The sequence below is a fragment of the Pseudomonas gingeri genome, from assembly GCF_013386115.1.
In the GTDB taxonomy this organism is placed as follows: Bacteria; Pseudomonadota; Gammaproteobacteria; order Pseudomonadales; family Pseudomonadaceae; genus Aquipseudomonas; species Aquipseudomonas gingeri.
The window spans coordinates 306,505-327,710 of the sequence record NZ_JACAOR010000013.1; the positions used below are offsets into that span (position 1 = coordinate 306,505).

Sequence of the window (21,206 nt, forward strand, 5' to 3'; positions counted from 1 at the left end):
ACATGACCCACAGCACTGGCACCCTCTACATCATTTCCGCACCGTCGGGCGCAGGCAAGACCAGCCTGGTCAAGGCCCTGATCGATGCCCAGCCGCAGATCCGCGTCTCGGTCTCGCACACCACCCGCGCCATGCGTCCGGGCGAAGTCGACGGGGTGAACTACCACTTCGTCGACCGCGCCGAGTTCGTGCGGATGATCGAGCACGGCGATTTCCTCGAGCAGGCCGAAGTCTTCGGCAACCTCTATGGCACCTCGCAGAGTCACCTGCAGCAGACCCTGGACGAAGGCCATGACCTGATCCTCGAAATCGACTGGCAAGGCGCCGAACAGGTGCGCCGGCAGATGCCCCAGGCCAGGTCGATCTTCATCCTGCCGCCGAGCCAGCACGCCCTGCGCCAGCGCCTGACCAACCGCGGCCAGGACAGCGACGAGATCATCGAAGGGCGGATGCGCGAGGCCGTCAGTGAAATGAGCCACTACGTCGAATACGATTTCCTGATCATCAACGACGATTTCGCCCACGCCCTGGACGATCTCAAGGCGATTTTCCGCGCCAACCAGTTGCAACAGCAGCCCCAGCAGCAGCGTTTCAGCGCCCTGCTGACGCAATTGCTGGCATGACAAGGACTTCCCAAAACCGCTGCGAGGGCTTTACATTGGCACTTGTAGCGCGTTCGGGTGTTTGCTGGAAAAATCAGCGCTTCCCTAATCGCTGGTGATTTTTTAAACTGTTCAGTCCGCTCGCCCATCCGGGCAGCGCGCCTACCGCATTTGCTACGAGGAACACCATGGCCCGCGTAACCGTTGAAGACTGCCTAGAACACGTGGATAACCGTTTTGAGCTGGTCATGCTCTCTACCAAGCGTGCTCGTCAACTGGCGACCGGCGGCAAAGAGCCGAAAGTGGCATGGGAAAACGACAAGCCTACCGTTGTGGCCCTGCGTGAAATCGCCGAAGGCCTGGTGAGCTACGAAATGATCGCCAACGAAGAGATCGTCGAAGACGAACCTCTGTTCGCGGCGTTCGAGGACGAGTCCAACGAGGCCGTCTAAGCCTATGCCTGGTCGACGTAGCACGGCGCAGGGTACAAGGCTTCGGCCGGGGGAAACCTCATGCCGAGCATAGACGCCCTCGCCGATCGCTTATCGACCTACCTCGGCGCCGACCAGGTCAATCTGGTCCGCCGGGCGTATTTCTACGCCGAACAAGCCCACGATGGCCAACGCCGTCGCAGCGGCGAAGCCTACGTCACGCATCCGCTGGCGGTGGCCAATATTCTTGCCGACATGCACATGGACCATCAGAGCCTGATGGCGGCGATGCTGCATGACGTGATCGAAGACACCGGGATCGCCAAGGAAGCGCTGCAGGCGCAGTTCGGCGAGACCGTGGCCGAACTGGTCGACGGGGTCAGCAAGCTGACCCAGATGAATTTCGAGACCAAGGCCGAGGCCCAGGCGGAAAACTTCCAGAAGATGGCCATGGCCATGGCTCGCGATATCCGCGTGATCCTGGTCAAGCTCGCCGACCGCCTGCACAACATGCGCACCCTGGAAGTGCTGTCCGGCGAGAAGCGCCGGCGCATCGCCAAGGAAACCCTCGAGATCTACGCGCCCATCGCCAACCGGCTGGGCATGCATGCGATCCGCGTCGAGTTCGAAGACCTCGGCTTCAAGGCCATGCACCCGATGCGTTCCGCGCGGATCTACCAGGCGGTCAAGCGCGCCCGGGGCAACCGCAAGGAAATCGTCAACAAGATCGAGGAATCCCTCAGCCACTGCCTGGCCGTCGACGGCATCCAGGGCGAGGTCAGCGGTCGGCAGAAACACCTCTACGGCATCTACACCAAGATGCGCGGCAAGCGCCGGGCCTTCAACGAGATCATGGACGTCTATGCGTTCCGGATCATCGTCGACAAGGTCGACACCTGCTATCGCGTGCTCGGCGCTGTCCATAATCTGTACAAGCCCCTGCCCGGTCGCTTCAAGGACTACATCGCGATTCCCAAGGCCAACGGCTACCAGTCGCTGCATACGACGCTGTTCGGCATGCACGGCGTACCGATCGAGATCCAGATCCGTACCCGCGAAATGGAAGAGATGGCCAACAACGGCATCGCCGCCCACTGGCTGTACAAGTCCAGCGGCGACGAGCAGCCCAAGGGCACCCATGCCCGCGCCCGCCAGTGGGTCAAGGGTGTGCTGGAAATGCAGCAACGTGCCGGCAACTCCCTGGAATTCATCGAGAGCGTGAAGATCGACCTGTTTCCCGACGAGGTCTACGTCTTCACGCCCAAGGGCCGGATCATGGAGCTGCCAAAAGGCTCCACGGCGGTCGACTTCGCCTACGCGGTGCACACCGACGTCGGCAACAGCTGCATTGCCTGCCGGATCAATCGCCGTCTCGCCCCGCTGTCCGAACCGCTGCAAAGCGGCTCCACGGTCGAGATCGTCAGCGCCCCCGGCGCCCGGCCGAACCCGGCGTGGCTCAACTTCGTGGTCACCGGCAAGGCCCGCACGCATATCCGCCATGCCCTGAAGCTGCAGCGCCGCTCCGAATCCATCAGCCTGGGCGAACGCCTGCTGAACAAGGTCCTCAACGGCTTCGACAGCGCCCTGGACAAGATCCCGGCCGAACGCATCCAGATGATGCTCCACGAGTACCGCCTGGAGCTGATCGAAGACCTGCTGGAAGATATCGGCCTGGGCAACCGCATGGCCTACGTGGTCGCCCGTCGCCTGCTCGGCGAAGGCGAACAGCTGCCCAGCCCCGAGGGCCCGCTGGCGATTCGCGGCACCGAAGGCCTGGTGCTCAGCTACGCCAAGTGCTGCACACCGATCCCCGGCGACCCGATTGTCGGTCACCTGTCCGCGGGCAAGGGCATGGTCGTGCACCTGGACAACTGCCGCAATATCAGCGAAATCCGCCACAACCCGGAAAAATGCATCCAGCTCTCCTGGGCCAAGGATGTCACCGGCGAATTCAACGTCGAGCTGCGCGTCGAGCTGGAACACCAGCGCGGCCTGATCGCCCTGCTGGCCAGCAGCGTCAATGCGGCCGACGGCAATATCGAGAAAATCAGCATGGACGAACGCGATGGCCGCATCAGCGTGGTCCAACTGGTGGTCAGCGTGCACGACCGCGTGCACCTGGCCCGCGTGATCAAGAAACTGCGCGCCCTGACCGGGGTGATCCGCATCACCCGCATGCGCGCGTAGCCGCCCAGACAGTCCAGACATTACAAGGAGTCATTCATGACCAAGAGCGTTATCAGCAGCGACAAGGCCCCGGCCGCCATCGGCACCTACTCCCAGGCGATCAAGGCCGGCAACACCGTGTACATGTCCGGCCAGATCCCCCTGGACCCGAAAACCATGGAACTGGTCGAAGGCTTCGAAGCCCAGACCGTCCAGGTCTTCGAGAACCTGAAAGCCGTGGCCGAAGCGGCCGGCGGTTCGTTCAAGGACATCGTCAAGCTGAACATCTTCCTGACCGACCTGAGCCACTTCGCCAAGGTCAACGAGATCATGGGCAAGTACTTCGAACAACCGTACCCGGCCCGCGCCGCCATCGGTGTCGCAGCGCTGCCACGCGGCTCGCAGGTCGAGATGGACGCGATCCTGGTCATCGAATAACCCGTCACCCCAGAACAACCCCGCACTGCCTGGCGCAGCCTCCAACACTGCGCCAGCCTCGTCTGCAAGGATTCCACCATGCGCAAAGCGCTTGCCATCCCGGTGTTTGCCCTCCTGCTTGGCGGCTGCGCCAGCGACCCCGCCAAATATGACATCAGCGGCACCTGGATCAACCAGGCGGCCATCGATGCGGCCGTGAAAAAGGGCAGCTTGCGTGAAGCCCTGGAAACCTACGGGCCGAACCTGGAATGGAATATCGACACCCGCAACAGCCAGGCCAAGTACAGCAACGGCTTCGAGCGCCCCGAAGGGCATGTGCGGGCGGACGGCAAGCAGAAGTGGCACGTTGATTTCTATGGCAGCACCGGCACTCCCCTGGTACGCGACGGCAAGGAGCTGATCCAGGGCGCCAGCGACTCCGAGCCCGAGCAGACATTCGTCCGGGCCCAGAGCGAGCTGCCGGCCGAAGCGCCGGTAGGCGCCAGCTTCGAACAGGCCCTGTATACGGCTTACATGGGTGGCGACTGGAAAATCGTCAGCGGCCCCGGCGAAGGCGCCCAGGTGAAATTCCTGCCGGACGGACGCCTCGAAGGCCTGCCCGGCAGCGACCGCTACGCCCTCTGCCTCGCCGGCGATTGCGCGAACATGAGCGGCGACAACGACAGCATCTGGCTGCAGCAGGGTGACAAGGGCAATGCCTGGATCTTCGTGCGCAAGGGCAAGCAACTGGAAATCTTCCAGGCACTGAACTCGGCCCAGGCCGACGAACAGCCGCAGCTTTACCCGGGCAACCGCCAATGGTTGCTGGAGAAATAATCTTCCACGACTGAAAACCGCAGGCCCCTTGCTGGCGATGAGGCCCTTGAGCCTTGCGCTGCCCATGCGAGCGCCATCGCCAGCAAGCCGGCCCCCACAATGATCGAGGCAAGACAGGGGGCGGCGACAAGGCTCCCGCAGGGATTGCGCTCGCCTGTTTCAGCAACGCCCTTCGAGAATCGCCGCATACCCCTCGCGGTAGCTCGCATACCTCGGCACCCAACCCAGGGCCCGCGCCCGGGCATTGCTGCAACGCTTGCTGCCGGTGCGACGCACGCTGGACTCGGCATCCCACTCGGTCACCCCCAGGTACTCGCGCAACCAGCCCACCACCTCGGCCAGGGGTGCCGGTGCGTCATCGACGCCGATATAACAGTCCTCCAGCACCTTGCCCGCCCGATCCGCCTCCAGCAGGAACGCCAGCAACCCGGCAGCGTCGTCGACATGAATGCGGTTGCCATATAAAGGCGGCTCGACGGCCACCCGATAACCGCGGCGCACCTGCGTCAGCAGCCATTCGCGGCCCGGCCCGTAGATTCCCGTCAGGCGCACCCGGCTCGCCGGGATACCGCTGTCGAGCGCCAGCTGCTCGGCCTCGAGCATCAGGCGTCCGGAATAACCCTCGGCTTCGGTCGGCGAGGTCTCGTCGACCCATTCGCCCTGCTGCTGCACATACACACTGCTGCTGGAGACGAACAGCAGGCGCCTGGGCTGCTGTCCCGACTGCCCGAGCCAACTCAGGACATGCCGCAGGCCTTCGACATAGGCGGCCCGATAACCGGCCTCATCGTGATCGGTGGCCGCCGCGCAATACACCAGGTAATCCAGCGATCCACCCGGCCAGCCGGTGGGACGCTGCTCGACGAACAGGTCCCCCGCCACCCCGAGAACACCTTCCGGCAGACGGGAAATCGAGCGGCGCAGGCCATGCACCTGCCAGCCGCCGGCCAGCAATTGCGTGGCCAGGCGACTGCCGACATCACCGCAACCGGCAATCAGAACAGAAGGAGCGGACATCGGGAACCTCCACAAAAAGAGCCACAGACTAGCTTCAGGAATGGACGAGCGGCTAGCAATGGAAGAAAAAAAGAGACGCTATTACTTCTGTTAACAAGAATTACTTGCAATAATGTCCACCCATTTGTTCTCGGCCCCACGAGGCCTGGAAGGACAAGACCCACTTTCAATTCGCTCAGGTCCGGCCAGAATGACACGCAATCCAATCTCCGCCTCGCCAACCCAGTCTCACCGTCCCTCTCGCGCCTGGCGTTCGATTGCTGCGTTGCTGTTCAGCCTGCTGCTGGCGCCGACTGCCGCCTTCGCCGACGAGCCGACCAACCACACCGCGCCTGCCGCTGCCGCACCGGCTGCCGCCGAACATGCCGCGCCCAGCGTGACTCCGGTGGCCGCTGATCCGGCCCAGGCTGAAAACGCCGCGCCGGCCGATGCCGACGTACTGCCGGTCGAAGACACCACCCTGGGCCTGGGCCACGACCTGTCGCCCTGGGGCATGTACAAGAACGCCGACATCATCGTCAAGCTGGTCATGATCGGCCTGGCCATCGCCTCGATCATCACCTGGACCATCTGGATCGCCAAGGGCTTCGAGTTGCTGGGCGCCAAGCGCCGTCTGCGCGGTGAAATCGCCAACCTGAAGAAGGCCACCACCCTCAAGGAAGCCAGCGCCACGGCGGCCAGGGAAGGGACCCTGGCCAACCTGCTGGTACACGACGCGCTTGAAGAAATGCGCCTGTCGGCCAACAGCCGCGAGAAAGAAGGCATCAAGGAACGCGTCAGCTTCCGCCTGGAGCGCCTGGTCGCCGCCTGCGGTCGCAACATGAGCAGCGGTACCGGCGTGCTCGCCACCATCGGTTCCACCGCGCCGTTCGTCGGTCTGTTCGGTACCGTATGGGGCATCATGAACAGCTTCATCGGCATCGCCAAGACCCAGACCACCAACCTCGCCGTGGTCGCCCCCGGCATCGCCGAAGCCTTGCTGGCGACGGCCCTGGGCCTGGTCGCCGCGATCCCGGCGGTAGTGATCTACAACGTCTTCGCCCGCTCCATCGCCGGCTACAAGGCCCAGGTGTCCGACGCTTCGGCCGAAGTCCTGCTGCTGGTCAGCCGCGACCTCGATCACCTGCCGGTCGCCGAGCGCTCCGCGCAACCCCATGTGGTCAAAGTAGGGTAATCGGCCATGGGCTTGCATTTGAAAGAAGGCGCGGACGACGATCTCGCCGAGAACCATGAAATCAACGTCACGCCGTTTATCGACGTGATGCTGGTGCTGCTGATCATCTTCATGGTCGCGGCGCCCCTGGCCACCGTGGACATCAAGGTCGACCTGCCCGCCTCCACGGCCAAGCCGGCACCGCGTCCGGAGAAGCCGGTGTTCCTCAGCGTCAAGGCCGATCAGCGCCTGTTCCTCGGCGAAGACGAGGTCAAAGCCGAGTCCCTGGGCGCATCCCTGGACGCCAAGACCCACGGCAAGAAAGACACCACCATCTTCTTCCAGGCCGACAAGGGCGTGGACTACGGCGACCTGATGCGCGTCATGGATTCCCTGCGCGCCGCTGGCTACCTGAAGGTCGGCCTGGTCGGACTCGAGACGGCAGCCAAGAAATGATCACGACGCGCCATAAACTGACGCGTTACGGCGGTAGCCTGGTCCTGGTACTGGGCGTTCACGCGGTGGCGATTCTCGCCGCCCTGAACTGGTCGGTGTCCAAGCCGATCGAACTGCCGCCGCAGGCCATGATGGTCGAGCTGGCCCCGTTGCCGCCCGCACCGCCGCCTCCGGCGCCACCCAAGGTGGTGACGCCGCCGCAGCCGCCGGCACCAGTCGAAGAACTGCCGCTGCCCAAGCTCGCCGAAGCGCCGAAGCCGACGATCTCGGTGCCCAAGCCGGTCAAGCCCAAACCCAAGCCGCAGCCACCGAAGCCGGAAGTGAAGAAGGAACCGGAAAAGGAAAAGCCCAAGGAAGAGAAACCTTCCGAGGAGCCGCCGACCAACCGTCCGCCGGAGAAATCCGCCGCACCGGCACCCGGCCCTTCGCCACAGCAGGTCGCCGCCAAGGCGAGCTGGGAAGGCACCCTGCTGGCGCACCTGGGCAAATACAAGAAGTACCCGCCCGCCGCGCAATCCCGTGGCAAGGAAGGCCTGAACCGCCTGCGCTTCGTCGTCGACGCCGAAGGCAAGGTACTTTCGTACGAGCTGGTGGGCCGCTCGGGCAATGCTGATCTGGACCGGGCCACCCTGGAAATGATCCGCCGCGCCCAGCCACTGCCCAAGCCTCCGGCAGACATGCTCACCAACGGCAGCATCGAGATTGTCGCGCCCTTCGTCTATTCCATCGACAAGCGCGGCCGCTAGATCAAGACAGGGAGCGGGACCTATGTGGGAGCGGGCTTGCCCGCGAAGCTTTCAAGGACCTCAAGGGCCTCTTCGCGGGCAAGCCCGCTCCCACAGTTTCCTGATCGCCAATCGCTCCCGAACCTCCCGTCCCGCCCCCGCAAACCCGTCGTTTCATTAAATTAACGACAATCGCCGCTTATCCTGCGTCTGATAACGTGCGTCTATCGATTGCAGCCGTTATGCTTGGCCCGCAACCTTATGGACGCTCGCTATGACTCTGACAGAATTACGCTACATCGTTACCCTCGCCCAGGAGCAACACTTCGGTCACGCGGCCGAGCGCTGCCATGTCAGCCAGCCGACCCTGTCGGTGGGCGTGAAAAAGCTGGAAGACGAACTCGGTGTGCTGATTTTCGAGCGCAGCAAGAGCGCCGTGCGCCTGACGCCGGTCGGCGAAGGCATCGTTGCCCAGGCACAAAAGGTCCTGGAACAGGCCCAGGGCATCCGTGAACTGGCCCAGGCCGGGAAAAACCAGCTGACCGCACCGCTGAAAGTCGGCGCGATCTACACCGTCGGCCCCTATCTGTTCCCGCACCTGATCCCGCAACTGCACCGGGTCGCCCCGCAGATGCCGTTGTATATCGAGGAAAACTTCACCCACATCCTGCGCGACAAGCTGCGCAACGGCGAACTGGACGCGGTGATCATCGCCCTGCCGTTCAACGAAGCCGATGTGCTGACCCTGCCGCTGTACGACGAACCGTTCTACGTGCTGATGCCGGCCTCGCACCCCTGGACCCAGAAGGAAACCATCGACAGCGCCCTGCTCAACGACAAGAGCCTGCTGCTGCTGGGCGAAGGCCACTGCTTCCGCGACCAGGTCCTCGAAGCCTGCCCGACCCTGGTCAAGGGCAGCGAAGCGGCCAAGCACACTACGGTCGAATCCAGCTCCCTGGAAACCATCCGCCACATGGTCGCGTCCGGCCTGGGTATTTCCGTGCTGCCGCTCTCGGCGGTGGACAGCCATCACTACGCGCCCGGCGTCATCGAGGTCCGGCCGCTGACGCCACCCGTACCGTTCCGCACCGTGGCCATCGCCTGGCGTGCCAGCTTCCCGCGGCCCAAGGCGATTGAAATCCTCGCCGACTCGATCCGCCTGTGTTCGGTGGCCAAGCCGCCCGTCGCGAGCTGAATGCCGTGACTGAGCTGTCGCAGGTGTCGGTCACGGCACTCAAGGGTGTCGGCGAAGCCATGGCCGAAAAACTGGCCAAGGTCGGCCTGGAGAATATCCAGGACGTCCTGTTCCACCTGCCCCTGCGTTACCAGGACCGCACCCGCATCGTCCCCATCGGCGCCCTGCGCCCCGGCCAGGACGCGGTGATCGAGGGCGTGGTCAGCGGTGCCGACGTGGTCATGGGCAAGCGCCGCAGCCTGCTGGTGCGCCTGAACGATGGCACCGGCAGCCTGAGCCTGCGCTTCTACCACTTCAGCAATGCGCAGAAGGAAGGCCTCAAGCGCGGCACCCATGTGCGCTGCTACGGCGAGGCCCGCCCCGGCGCCTCGGGCCTGGAAATCTACCACCCGGAATACCGCGCCCTGACCGGCGACGAACCGCCCCCGGTGGACCAGACCCTGACCCCGATCTACCCGCTGACCGAAGGCCTGACCCAGCAGCGCCTGCGCCTGCTGAGCCAGCAGAGCCTGGCGATGCTCGGCCCGCGCAGCCTGCCGGACTGGCTGCCCCAGGAACTGGCCCGCGACTACCAGCTGGCGCCGCTGGACGATGCCATCCGCTACCTGCACCAGCCGCCGGCCGACGCCGATGTCGAGGAACTCGCCCTCGGTCATCACTGGGCCCAGCACCGCCTGGCCTTCGAGGAACTGCTCACTCACCAGCTGTCCCAGCAACGCCTGCGCGAAAGCCTGCGGGCCCTGCGCGCGCCGGCCCTGCCCAAGGCCAGCAAGCTGCCGGAACGGTTTCTCGCCAATCTCGGATTCCCGCCCACCGGAGCCCAGCAGCGGGTCGGCAACGAAGTCGCCTACGACCTCAGCCAGCCCGAGCCGATGCTGCGGCTGATCCAGGGCGATGTTGGCGCGGGCAAGACCGTGGTCGCCGCCCTGGCCGCCCTGCAGGCCCTGGAAGCCGGCTACCAGGTGGCGCTGATGGCGCCGACCGAGATCCTCGCCGAACAGCACTTCATCAACTTCCAGCGCTGGCTGACGCCGCTGGGCATCGAGACCGCCTGGCTGGCCGGCAAGCTCAAGGGCAAGGCCCGCGTCGCCGCCCTGGAACAGATCGCCGGCGGCACGCCGATGGTGGTCGGCACCCACGCGCTGTTCCAGGACGAAGTACAGTTCAAGAACCTGGCCCTAGTCATCATCGACGAACAGCACCGCTTCGGCGTCCAGCAGCGCCTGGCCCTGCGCCAGAAAGGCGTGGGCGGACGCATGTGCCCGCACCAGTTGATCATGACCGCCACTCCGATCCCGCGCACTCTGGCGATGAGCGCCTACGCCGACCTGGACACCTCGATCCTCGACGAGCTGCCCCCCGGCCGCACGCCGGTGAACACCGTACTGGTGGCCGACAGCCGGCGCTTCGAAGTGGTCGAGCGAGTCCGCGTCGCCTGCGCCGAGGGCCGGCAGGCCTACTGGGTCTGCACACTGATCGAAGAGTCCGAGGAGCTGACCTGCCAGGCGGCCGAAACCACCTTCGAGGAATTGACCGCCGCCCTCGGCGAACTGCGCGTCGGGCTGATCCACGGGCGCATGAAACCGGCGGAAAAAGCCGCGGTGATGGCCGAGTTCAAGGCCGGCAACCTGCAACTGCTGGTGGCCACCACCGTGATCGAAGTCGGTGTCGACGTACCCAACGCCAGCCTGATGATCATCGAGAACCCCGAGCGCCTGGGCCTGGCGCAGCTGCACCAGTTGCGCGGCCGGGTCGGCCGGGGCAGCGCCGCCAGCCACTGCGTGCTGCTCTACCATCCGCCGCTGTCGCAGATCGGTCGCCAGCGCCTGGGCATCATGCGCGAAACCAACGACGGCTTTATCATCGCCGAGAAAGACCTGGAACTGCGCGGCCCTGGCGAAATGCTCGGCACGCGCCAGACCGGCCTGCTGCAATTCAAGGTAGCCGACCTGATGCGCGACGCCGACCTGCTCCCCGCCGTGCGCGACGCGGCCCAGGCCCTGCTCGCCCGCTGGCCGCAACATGTCAGCCCGCTACTGGAACGCTGGCTGCGTCATGGGCAACAATACGGTCAAGTGTGATAGACCTCACAATTCATGGACCAATCACCAGGACAAGCTGGTTATACTGGTGAAATTGTAGGAAACCGGATACAGACCATGACAGAAGTTGCCCTCATTGATGCAACCCCGCACACCCCGTCTGTGGTCCGGCTGCTGCTCGACAAGCTAGCCATCAACTACCGCGAAGTCCCGGACCTGCCTGGTCTGCCGGCCGCTCGCAAGGTACAGGCAGTGCTGCTCGACGACGCAGTCGGCGCGCTCATGGTCCTGTTTCCGCAGAACCAGCTGCTCGACCTCAACCGCCTGACCGAACTCACCGGTCGGCGCCTGACGGCCGTACCGACCGAACGCCTGGAGCGCATGCTCGGCAAACACAGCCTGCACCTGCTGCCGGGCCTGCCGGCACTGACCAGCTCGCCGTGCCTGTACGAAGAACAGCTGCTGCGCGAACCCAGCGTGCTGATCAACTCCGGTGAGGTCGGCCTGCTGCTGGAGATCTCCAGCGACGACTTCAAGAGCATGCTCACCAAGGCCAGCGCCGCCAGCTTCGGCGAAGCGCTGAGCAGCATCCGCCCGAACCTCGACCGCCCGGACGATGACCGCGAGGAAATCACCCAGGCGGTGCAGGCCTTCACCGCCCGGCGCATCCAGCAACGCCTGGAAGCGACCATCGAGATCCCGCCGCTGGCGGAAACCGCGCAGAAGATCATCAAGCTGCGGGTCGATCCCGATGCGACCATCGACGACATCACCGGCGTGGTCGAGACCGACCCGGCGCTGGCCGCGCAGGTGGTGAGCTGGGCGGCATCGCCGTACTACGCCTCGCCGGGCAAGATCCGCTCGGTGGAAGACGCCATCGTCCGCGTGCTGGGTTTCGACCTGGTGATCAACCTGGCCCTCGGCTTGGCCCTGGGCAAGACCCTGAGCCTGCCCAAGGACCACCCGCAGCACAGCACGCCGTACTGGCAGCAATCGATCTACACCGCCGCGGTGATCGAAGGCCTGACCCGGGCCATGCCTCGCGCACAGCGCCCGGAAGCCGGCCTGACCTACCTGGCGGGCCTGCTGCACAACTTCGGCTACCTGCTGCTGGCTCACGTGTTCCCGCCGCACTTCTCGCTGATCTGCCGCCACCTGGAGGTCAACCCGCACCTGTGCCACAGCTATGTCGAGCAACACCTGCTGGGCATCAGCCGCGAACAGATCGGTTCCTGGCTGATGCGTTACTGGGACATGCCGGACGAACTGGCCACCGCGCTGCGCTTCCAGCACGACCCGAGCTACGACGGCGACTATGCCGAGTACCCGAACCTGGTGTGCCTGGCCGTGCGCCTGCTGCGCAGCCGCAATATCGGTTCCGGGCCGGACGAGGAGATTCCCGACGCCCTGCTCGACCGCCTGGGCCTGAGCCGCGACAAGGCCGAGGACGTGGTGAACAAGGTGCTGGAAGCGGAAGTCCTGCTGCGCGAACTGGCTTCGCAGTTCAGCCAGGGCTGATACGGCGCCTGGACGATCGCCATCGCTGGCAAGCCAGCTCCCACAAGGTCGGCGCCGCATGCAAGCAGACTGCACGCCATCCGTAGGAGCCGGCTTGCCGGCGATCCAGGCGACGCGGTCCGACAGCGAGACCGCGGTGACATCATCGCTGGCAAGCCAGCTCCTACAAGGTCGGCGCCACATGCACGCAGACTGCACACCATCCGTAGGAGCCGGCTTGCTGGCGATCCAGGCGACGCGGTCCGACAGCAAGACCGCGCTGACATCATCGCTGGCAAGCCAGCTCCTACAAGCGATCCAGACGGCTGCGGATGAGTATCAGGCCTTCTTTTTCTTCGGCTTGAGGTACTTCGTCAGGCCCTGGAACCAGATCACCAGTGCCGGATTTCCCTTGATCTGGATCGACTTGTCCTGAATCCCCGTCATGAACGCCAGTTGCTTGTTCTTCGCCTGCATCGTGGCGAAGCCGTAGGCGGCATCCTTGAAGGCAATGGCAAACGCCGGCTCCGGGTAAGTCCCGGACTTGCTGGTGATGCGCTGGTCCTTGACCGTGAAATGACGCGCCACCTTGCCGTCCAGGGTCTGCAGCTGGAAGACCAGGGCCTTGTCGGCCAGTTGCTGCTGGAACGCGGGGTTATTGCGGCTGGCCCGGGCCATCAAAAGGCCCATTGCCCAGAGAAGAAAACGGAATTTCATGCACAGCGCCTCGGCAGAAAAATTGAATAGCCGGCGCAGTGTAGCGGTTTGTTCGGGGAACGCCACCGATCTGCTTCGTTGCAAGAAGATCGGTGGGCGTTTGCTGCTTATCTCAGCACGTTATTGACCAACCGGTCACTCAGACGTTCGGGCAAGGCACGGGTGCCCAGTCGCCCAGGTCCGGGTTCTTGCACATGCTGTTGACCTGGGACTGGCCGGTGCTCGCCACTTCCTGGCTGGCAGCTTTCTTGGCGTTGGCGTCCTGGATGGTCTTCTCGGTCGCGACCGCTTCTTTCGGCACGGTCGGCAGTGGTGGCTTCTTCACGACCTTGACCTGCTTCTTGCCCTTGCCGGTGGTCGGCGCAACCACGGGCGCGGTATCGGCGGTCGCCACGGTGACCACGTCAGTACGCTGGACGCCGACGGTCTGCAGGTCTTTTTCGTAGGCCTGGGTGTAGTTGCTCAGGTCTTCGCTGGCCTTGCCGTTCACCGCGACGATCAGGTCATTGGACTCTTTCAGGCCGGCAACGATTTCCGCCAGGCGCTTGCGGCCCTCGGTATCGTTGATGGTCTTGGCCTTGCGGGCATTGACCAGGCTGGTGAACTCACGCTGGTAGCAGCTCTGCGAAGCCCTGGCATAGGCGGTGCTGCGATCGATATCGGCGGCGCTTTTGTTGATATCGGTGGCATAGGAACCGATACGCTGGTTGTCATCGGTGATCTGCTTCTGCTTCTCGGTGTAGTAGCCTGCCGCGCCGCCCGCGAGGGCACCGCCGGCGGCACCGATGGCGGCGTTGCGACCACGCTTGTCGGCGTCGCCGGTCAGTGCGCCGAGGGCCGCGCCACCCAGGGCACCGAGTACCGCGCCGGTGGCGACGGACTTGGTCATGTCCGAGTCAGTGGCGCGCAGGTGCTGCACCGGCTCGTAGCAGGTCGGGTAGTACTCGACCTTGGTGGTCGCGCCGACCTTGGACGTCGCGGACGTGGCGCAACCGCCCATCAGCACGGTGCTGAATCCGGCGGCAACCCACAGCGCGGCACGGCACTTGGAGGTTAAAGCAAGGGGTTTGCTGGAGAAAATCATGTTCATGTTCCCTTTCTTGGTTTGACTTGGCCGGACGACACCCTGCCGCCCGGATCCCCTCTACACTCGCCGGATCACGACCGCTCAAGGCTTCTGCGCGGTCGATGCGAGTAACGCTTTCAAGATCGCCGCCGGATCGGCCCGCTGCTGCTTGCGGTAGTCCCCGACATGACGAACGAACAAGGTCGCCCGCGCCACCAGGCTGTTGCCGAGCACGGGCTTGCGATTGAGTTCTTCCCTGACCCGCTGGAACTGCGCCTGGATCACCGCATCGGTGTAGCGCGTGGCCGTTGCCAGGTTGTCGATATAGATCGCCACGGCGCCGTCCAGGGCGCTGCTGCCGTTATCGATGGCGGTGGCGAACAGCGCGGCGCTGGCTTCGTCCTTGGCATCGAGGGCCTGCTGGCGGCTCTTCTTCAGGTTGGTCAGGCGGATGTTGTAGTTGTTGACGGTTTCGGCCACCAGGGCCGCCGACTGGATCAGGTTGCCGGCGGCTTCCTCGCGCTGGCGGGCGATCAGCGAGACGTTGCGCTTGAGCTCTTCGTTGACCAGTCCCAGTTCGGCCTGCAGGCGCGGGTCGGTGCTGGCGGAAATGATCCCGTCCAGGCGCTTGGTCGGGTCCTGGGCATCGTCGATGGCATCGGTCAGGGCGGCCAGGCGGCCCTCCTTCTCCCATTGGCTGAACAGTTCCTTGTAGCGCGAGCGCGGCGCCGACAACGCGCCGATGGCCACCCGGAAGCCGGTGGTCTCATTGCTCTGCTCGGTGCCGTCGGCGGCGAACAGCGGATACTCGCGGCGCATGCCGGTAAACAGCGTGCCTTCGCCTTCGAGGTAGTTGCCGCCCTTGACCACGAAGCCGCCATAGGCGCCCTGGCGCCGCCCGGCGTGCACCAGCTGGAAGGATTCCTGGACCATCTGCGCGGCATTGCCGATCACATCGAACAGGCCGATGGGATTGGGCAGCTTGGTGCCCACCGGCATCAGCCGCGCGGCCTGGCCGGTGCCGCCGGCAACTTGGTTAAACACCGCGTAATCGGCCAGCGGGCCGTCGCTGTCGCTGCCTGGCTGACGCCGGGGAAACAGCCGGCCTTCCAGGTCCTGGCGACTGACCGCCTGGCCACCGCGGGCCGCGAACTCCCACTCGACTTCAGTGGGCAGGCGCACGAACCCCAGGCCGCCGTCGTCGGCCGATGAACCACGTCCACTGACCGGCAGGCGATCACGGTGATACTTCATCAGCCAGGCACTGTAGACCGCGGAAAAACGCTCGGCATCAAACCGCGAGACCTTGACCTTGGGCAGGCGCCCGGCGATGCCCTCCGGTGCCTCGCAGGCCGGGGCCGGCTCGCCGCTGGCCAGCGACTGCGCCTGGGCCATGACCAGCGCGTACTGGCGCGCCGTCACCGGGTATTTGCCCATGAAATAGAACATCGGCTTCAACGGCGAGCCGCTGTCGGTTTTCGGCAGGGCCGGGGAAATGGCTTTCTGCCAATCGGCCGGCAGATCCTTGAGGGTGAACTGGCCGTTGATGAAATCGCGCCGGTAGCCGGAAATGAACGACTGCTTGTAGCCGGGTTCGTCTTCGCTGAAGGGATAACCCAGGCTGATCTCGCGGTCATCCAGGGTGCCCTGGGCGAGGATATAGACGTAGCGGAACACCATCTCGCCGTCGCACGGCAGCGGCAGGCTGATATCGCCACTCAAGGGCTTGGGGTTGTCCAGCTTGTTGCCGTCGTCGTCGGCCAGGGCCATGCCCACCGCGATCAGGGAACCGACAAGAACCGCCAGGGCCGCGCTGCGCAGCTTAAACATCTCTGATTCCTTCCGAAGCTTCTATCCGTGCCACGCGCCAGCCACCGAGGGCTGCAGCCAGAGCACAGACCACCAACACCGAGAAAAGTGCCAGCACATAGTGGCGCCACAGCAACTGACTGGCGTATTCGCCGGCCACCTGCACAAACAGATGATTCAGGCCCTGCTCCGCCACGGCGTACAGCGCCACGCTCAACGCCGCGGCGAACAGCCCGCTGTAGAGCGCCTGCAGCACCACGAACAGGAGCAGGGCACCGGTTCCCAGGCCGAGCAGGCGTAGGACCGACAGCTCGCGACGCTTGCGCTCGACCGCCGCCAGCGCCCCGGCGCAAATCGCCGCGAAGGCACCGGCCAGGGCCAGCGCGGCGATGATCCAGAACACGATGGACAGGTTGCGGCTCAGGGACTGCACCTGGGCAATGGTCTGGGCCTGGGTCGAGACCAGCAGGCCGCGCTCGGCGAAATAGCGGCGCAACGGCTCGACATCGCCCAGCTCGCGGGCATACAGGCGGAAGGCCGGATACACCCGCTGCGCGGCGGAACCCGCCGGCTCGCCGCTCCAGCCCAGCAACGGCACGCCACGACCGTCGCGATAATCTTCCGCGGCCTCCAGCAGGCCCAGCGGCGCAAACAGCGCATCGCGACCGAAGGCCTCCAGCGGCAGCACCGCCTGCACGCGGATCTGCGTGTGCTGGCTTTCCACCCGGCCCGCCACCTGCCGGCTGAAGGACACCTCCAGCCAGTCCCCCGCCTTGGCCCCGAGCTTCTCCGCGGCCGTCTGGCTCAACAGCATCGCCGCCAACCCGATCGGTGCCGGCAGGCCACCCAGCAACGGATCGCCCTCGGCGGTCGGCAGCATCTCGACGTTGAGCGCCGGGCCCTGCCTGTCGAGGGACAGATCGGCGGTGGCGGCGATCTGCCGGGTACGCGGCAAGGCGAACGCCACGTCTTCGCGCCGCCCCAGCTCGGCGATATAGGCCGCGTTGAAGCGGCCGCCGCCCAGGGGAATGATCTCGCGCACCGTCGGGTCCCGCTCCAGCCGCTCGGTCAGGCTGCTGACCAGCCCGAACTTGAGGCCAAACAGCACCAGCAGCGGCGCGATCACCGCCACCAGCGCCAGCACCGAACAGGCCGACAGCCGGGCATCGGCGCGATAGTCCTGCCAGGCCAGCGCCGCCACCAGCGCAGCGCGCATCACAATGCCGCTCCCAGGGTCGCGGTGACACCGCCATCGGCATCGCGCCGGCAACTGATACGCAGCACCGCCAACCCCAGCTCGCGCACCAGGGCTTCGTCATGGCTGGCAATCACGCAACACGCACCCTGCTCGCGGGCCTGGTTCAACAGCAACTGCATGACCCGCCCGGCATTCAGCGGATCGAGCGCCGCGGTCGGCTCGTCGGCCAGCAACAGTCGCGGCCCATGGGCCAGGGCCCGGGCACAACCGACCCGCTGGCGCTGCCCCACCGACAGATCGCGGGGCGGCTTGTCCAGTTGATCGGCGATTTCCAGCTGCTCGGCGAGCCGCTGCACCGTGCCGTCGTCGCCCATTCCCAGCAGCTTGCGCGACAGCCCGATATTCCCGCGCACATCGAGAAAGCCCAGCAGGCCGCCGGTCTGCAACACATAGCCGAGGTAGCGGCTGCGCAGCTCCGCCAGCCGTGCGTGCCGGCCCTGGCGCCAGAGCGCGGCGATATCCAGCGCGCCACTGTGGTCATCGAAGGCGAACAGCCCCGCGCGGTCCGGCGCCGACACCAGCGCCAGGAGGTCGAGCAAGGTACTCTTGCCGCAGCCGCTGGGGCCGACCACCGCCCACTGCTGGCCGGGCGCCAGGGTCAGGCGCGGAACCACCAGGCTGTAGCGCTGGGCGCCCTCGCCGCGCGTCTTGCGCACCTCGCGCAGGCTGATCATCACGGCAGTGTCGACAACGGCACGCGATACAGCGCGTCACCCGGCTCGGCATCGCCGAACCGGACCCAGTTGGCCACATCGTTGTGGAAGGTCTCGTAGAGACGGATCTTCGAATCCAGTTCGTCGATAAAGTCTTCCTGCTCGGCGACGCTCAGGGACAACCACAGGTCCTGGGTCATGCTCAGCGACTTGCTGCGATATGGCAGGCCTTCCAGGTACTCGCCGAGCACGCCGCCGTCGGCGAGGTTGCCGCCCTTGCGCAGGGCCGCCGGATCGCGGCTCATGTAGGCGCTGGCGCTGGCGATTTCCTGGAAGAAATCCTTGGGCGAGGTCTGGGTCTTGCGCGCGGCATCGACAATCAGTTTCAGCGACTGCTGCAGATCGTTGAGCTGCAGCTTGGTCAGCATCACGCAGACCTGGAACGCCGGCAGAGCCGGGTTGGTCAGGTCGCGGTCGGCGGTCCAGGCACTGACCAGCTGCGGCGCCTGGCTGGCACCCTTGCGGCCGAGGAAATCCATGTGCATCGCATAGCCGATGGCCGCCGACTTGTCCGCCAGGCTTGGCGCCGCCGCCAGCAGCGGCACGGCCTGCGCCTGGTTGCTGCGCACCTGGTGCACGAGATTGGCGAACACCGAGCCGATCTCGCCGACCCGCTCGCCGAGCTTGCGCACATCGCCGCCCTGGACCGGGATATAGAGATCGCCGATCTTCGGGTTGGCGTCGGCGGTCAGGGTCCGGTACTGCTGCTCGGCGAAGGCGTGATTCTTCTTCCCGGCATCGCTGCGCAGGTGCAGCGCGTAGATCTTGATCTGCTTGCCCAGCGCCGCCTGGCGAATCTCCGCCTCGTTCATCTGGGTGCTGCTGTAGGGGTCGTTCTTGCGCAGTGAGCCGGCGTCGCTGACCAGCAGGATCAGGCGCCCGCCGTAGCCCGACCAGTCCATGCCGTTGACCGCCTGCATGACTCCGGCGAAGGAGTCCTCGTTGAACGAATGGCTCGACACCGTCGATGCCTTGACCTGCCGCGCCAGTTCGAGAAAGCGCTCGGGATCGCGGCCCTGGTCGAGGGTCACCAGGGTCTTGGCCAGGTACTCCAGGCCGGGGGTCTTCTGGATGTTGTTGCGAAAGCCCACCAGGCCGAAACTCACGCTGTCCAGTTCGCCGCGCTGGGCGATCTGGCTTTGCAGTTCGTGGACCACATCGCGGATCTGGTCGATATAGGGCTGCATCGACACCGTGGTGTCCACCACCAGCACGATGGCGGTACGGAAGCTGTCGGTCGCCGCCGCTACGGGCGCGGCGCCGTTGCCGGTGCTTTGCCCACCGGTGCCGGGATCGATCGAGGCGACATTGAGCAACTGCACCGGCTGGCCGTTTTCATCGAAGCTTTCCCGCGAGGCGAAAATCGGCAGCAGGTAGAACTGGTTCTGCGGCACGGCGCTGGCCGCCGGTTCCAGGGCCAGCACGCGCTGGTCGTCCGCCGGATTTTTCTGGGCGTTGAGCAGCAGGTTCTTCGCCGCCGACGGATCGGCCAGCAGGCGGTCGAGATCGGCGGACTGGCGCAGGAACATCACCGGTGCCCGTCCGGAGCGCTCGGTGAATTTCAGCACCAGGCTCTGCTTCCACTCGCTGACCTTCGCGCCCGGCAGCCAGCCCGCGCTGCGTCCGTCGCTGGCCGCGCCGACGCGCACCCAATCGGCGCCGTCGACATGCTTGCGCTGATAGACATAAAGCACCGAGAACGCCGGCAGGACCTTGTCCTTCTGTCCCCCCGGCGAACTGTAGAGCTGTGCGCCGGGCTGGCTCAGCACGCGCTGGAACAGGGTCTTCTTGCCCGCCATCAGCAAGGGGCGATTGCCGCCGTCCGCTTCGCCCGGCGTCGGTTCGCTGACGGTCGGGAGCGCTGTCGACGGCGTGGTCGGCTTGTCCGAGGCCGGAGGTGGTTTCGTCGCCGCGGTGGCCGTCGCCGATGAGCCTGTGGTCGCTCCCGGCGGCGTTGACGAAGACGTCGTGGCGCTGGCGCTCGACTGACCGCCCGCGGGGGGGTTCGCCGGGGCATCGGCGCTCAGCCACCAGTAGCCAGCGCCGCCGATGCCCAAGGCGGCCGCCACCGCCACGGCCAGCAACGCGAGCACCGGGCCACGGCGCTGCTGCGAGCCGGCAGCCGGATCGAGCACCGGTTGCGCAGCCGGGCGCGGCGTGGGCGCGGGTTGTGCCGGCGCGCTGGTGGGAATCTCGATCGAGACCGGCGTCAGCCCACCCAGGTCGGTTCCCGGGGACGGCATCGGCTGCGCAACCGGCGTCGGCACCGCCAGGGGCTGGATCAGGGTCGACTCCAGCGTCTCGGGCGGCAGGTTGTCCAGCGCCGCCAGCAAGGCCGCCGCATCGGGGAAACGCTCCGCCGGGTCCTTGGCCAGCAGCCGACGCAGGATGTCCTGGTAACGACCGTGCTGGATCGGCAGCTCCGGCAACGGTTCGGTGAGGTGCGCCAGCGCCGTGGACAGCGCATCGGTGCCGGTATACGGCAGCTTGCCGACGAGGATCTCGTAGAGCACCACGCCCAGCGCGTAGAGGTCGGCGCGACCGTCGATATCCTGGCCCCGCGCCTGCTCCGGGCTCATGTAGCTCGGCGTGCCGACCGCGAATCCGGCCTGGGTGAACTGGGTACGGTCGTCCAGCGACTTGGCGATGCCGAAGTCCGAGAGCACCGCGGTACCGTCGGCGCGGAACAGGATGTTGGCCGGTTTCACATCGCGGTGCACCAGCCCCTGGGCATGGGCATACCCCAGCGCCGAGGCGATCTGGCGGATATAGCCCAGGCCCTGCTCCGGGCTCAGGCCGGCGGCGATGCGCTCCTTGAGCGTGCCGTTGGGCAGGTACTCCATGGCCATGTAGTACAGCTCGCCGACATTGCCGATATCGTGGATGGTCACGGTATGCGGGTGCGACAGTCGCGCCAGGGTCCGGCCTTCGCGCAGGAAGCGCTCGCAGAAGCTCGGGTCGGCGGCCAGCGCGGCCGCCATGACTTTCAGCGCCACCTTGCGCTCCAGCGACCGTTGGGTCGCCAGGTAGACGGTGGCCATGGCGCCTTCGCCAATCTCGCCGTCGATGTCGAATCCGGGAATCAGTATGTCCATGGGTTGGGGT

18 protein-coding genes are annotated in these 21,206 nt (G+C 65.6%); 11 read left to right on the top strand and 7 right to left on the bottom strand.

The genetic code is table 11. The features are described 5' to 3' along the window. Positions 1-2: 2 nt before the first annotated feature. From gmk to HX881_RS25555, 5 genes are all read left to right on the top strand, one after another. Positions 3-623: a guanylate kinase gene (gmk, locus tag HX881_RS25535; protein ID WP_177087238.1), complete on the top strand. Its 621-nt coding sequence runs from the start codon at positions 3-5 to the stop codon at positions 621-623. A gap of 167 nt (positions 624-790) precedes the next feature. Next, a complete protein-coding gene (gene rpoZ / locus HX881_RS25540; RefSeq protein ID WP_010447888.1) occupies positions 791-1,054 on the top strand; it encodes a DNA-directed RNA polymerase subunit omega in 264 nt (87 codons plus the stop codon). Between the two features lie 60 nt (positions 1,055-1,114). Continuing rightward, complete coding sequence (gene spoT, locus HX881_RS25545) at positions 1,115-3,220, top strand: bifunctional GTP diphosphokinase/guanosine-3',5'-bis pyrophosphate 3'-pyrophosphohydrolase (protein ID WP_017125553.1); 2,106 nt, start codon at positions 1,115-1,117, stop codon at positions 3,218-3,220. 36 nt (positions 3,221-3,256) lie between these two features. Beyond that, entirely contained in the window at positions 3,257-3,637 is a 381-nt protein-coding gene (locus HX881_RS25550) for a RidA family protein (protein ID WP_017125554.1), read from the top strand. 78 nt (positions 3,638-3,715) lie between these two features. Beyond that, positions 3,716-4,453, top strand: a complete 738-nt coding sequence (locus tag HX881_RS25555) for a hypothetical protein (RefSeq protein ID WP_017125555.1) — start codon at positions 3,716-3,718, stop codon at positions 4,451-4,453. Positions 4,454-4,612: 159 nt separating this feature from the next. Here the strand turns inward: HX881_RS25555 and HX881_RS25560 are convergent, their stop codons facing one another. Then, a complete protein-coding gene (locus tag HX881_RS25560) occupies positions 4,613-5,470 on the bottom strand; it encodes an SDR family oxidoreductase (protein ID WP_177087240.1) in 858 nt (285 codons plus the stop codon). Positions 5,471-5,660: 190 nt separating this feature from the next. On the opposite strand from HX881_RS25560, the gene exbB reads away from it, so the two are divergent. From exbB to HX881_RS25590, 6 genes are all read left to right on the top strand, one after another. Continuing rightward, positions 5,661-6,644: a tonB-system energizer ExbB gene (gene exbB, locus HX881_RS25565; protein ID WP_177087242.1), complete on the top strand. Its 984-nt coding sequence runs from the start codon at positions 5,661-5,663 to the stop codon at positions 6,642-6,644. 6 nt (positions 6,645-6,650) lie between these two features. After that, on the top strand, positions 6,651-7,079 hold the full coding sequence (exbD, locus tag HX881_RS25570; protein ID WP_017125558.1) for a TonB system transport protein ExbD: 429 nt from the start codon (positions 6,651-6,653) through the stop codon (positions 7,077-7,079). Further along, positions 7,076-7,825, top strand: a complete 750-nt coding sequence (locus HX881_RS25575) for an energy transducer TonB family protein (RefSeq protein ID WP_103032604.1) — start codon at positions 7,076-7,078, stop codon at positions 7,823-7,825. The genes exbD and HX881_RS25575 overlap by 4 nt, the downstream gene beginning before the upstream one ends. Positions 7,826-8,078: 253 nt before the next feature. Next, complete coding sequence (locus tag HX881_RS25580) at positions 8,079-8,999, top strand: hydrogen peroxide-inducible genes activator (RefSeq protein ID WP_017125560.1); 921 nt, start codon at positions 8,079-8,081, stop codon at positions 8,997-8,999. A 5-nt stretch (positions 9,000-9,004) separates the two neighbouring features. After that, complete coding sequence (recG, locus tag HX881_RS25585) at positions 9,005-11,080, top strand: ATP-dependent DNA helicase RecG (RefSeq protein ID WP_177087244.1); 2,076 nt, start codon at positions 9,005-9,007, stop codon at positions 11,078-11,080. 78 nt (positions 11,081-11,158) lie between these two features. Beyond that, entirely contained in the window at positions 11,159-12,559 is a 1,401-nt protein-coding gene (locus HX881_RS25590; RefSeq protein WP_017125562.1) for an aminoacyl-tRNA deacylase and HDOD domain-containing protein, read from the top strand. Positions 12,560-12,877: 318 nt separating this feature from the next. Here the strand turns inward: HX881_RS25590 and HX881_RS25595 are convergent, their stop codons facing one another. From HX881_RS25595 to HX881_RS25620, 6 genes are all read right to left on the bottom strand, one after another. After that, positions 12,878-13,255 (bottom strand): helicase, encoded by a 378-nt coding sequence (locus tag HX881_RS25595; RefSeq protein WP_083875310.1) that lies wholly within the window; start codon positions 13,253-13,255, stop codon positions 12,878-12,880. Positions 13,256-13,394: 139 nt separating this feature from the next. Then, on the bottom strand, positions 13,395-14,339 hold the full coding sequence (tagQ, locus tag HX881_RS25600) for a type VI secretion system-associated lipoprotein TagQ (protein WP_177087461.1): 945 nt from the start codon (positions 14,337-14,339) through the stop codon (positions 13,395-13,397). An 84-nt stretch (positions 14,340-14,423) separates the two neighbouring features. Then, positions 14,424-16,151, bottom strand: coding sequence for a formylglycine-generating enzyme family protein (locus tag HX881_RS25605; RefSeq protein ID WP_177087246.1), 1,728 nt, complete (start codon positions 16,149-16,151; stop codon positions 14,424-14,426). Beyond that, positions 16,144-17,346, bottom strand: coding sequence for an FtsX-like permease family protein (locus tag HX881_RS25610; protein WP_177087248.1), 1,203 nt, complete (start codon positions 17,344-17,346; stop codon positions 16,144-16,146). The genes HX881_RS25605 and HX881_RS25610 overlap by 8 nt, the downstream gene beginning before the upstream one ends. Then, positions 17,346-18,062 (bottom strand): ABC transporter ATP-binding protein, encoded by a 717-nt coding sequence (locus tag HX881_RS25615; protein WP_177087463.1) that lies wholly within the window; start codon positions 18,060-18,062, stop codon positions 17,346-17,348. The genes HX881_RS25610 and HX881_RS25615 overlap by 1 nt, the downstream gene beginning before the upstream one ends. After that, entirely contained in the window at positions 18,062-21,196 is a 3,135-nt protein-coding gene (locus tag HX881_RS25620) for a serine/threonine-protein kinase (RefSeq protein WP_177087250.1), read from the bottom strand. Before HX881_RS25620 ends, HX881_RS25615 begins: the two co-directional genes overlap by 1 nt. Positions 21,197-21,206: the final 10 nt, after the last annotated feature.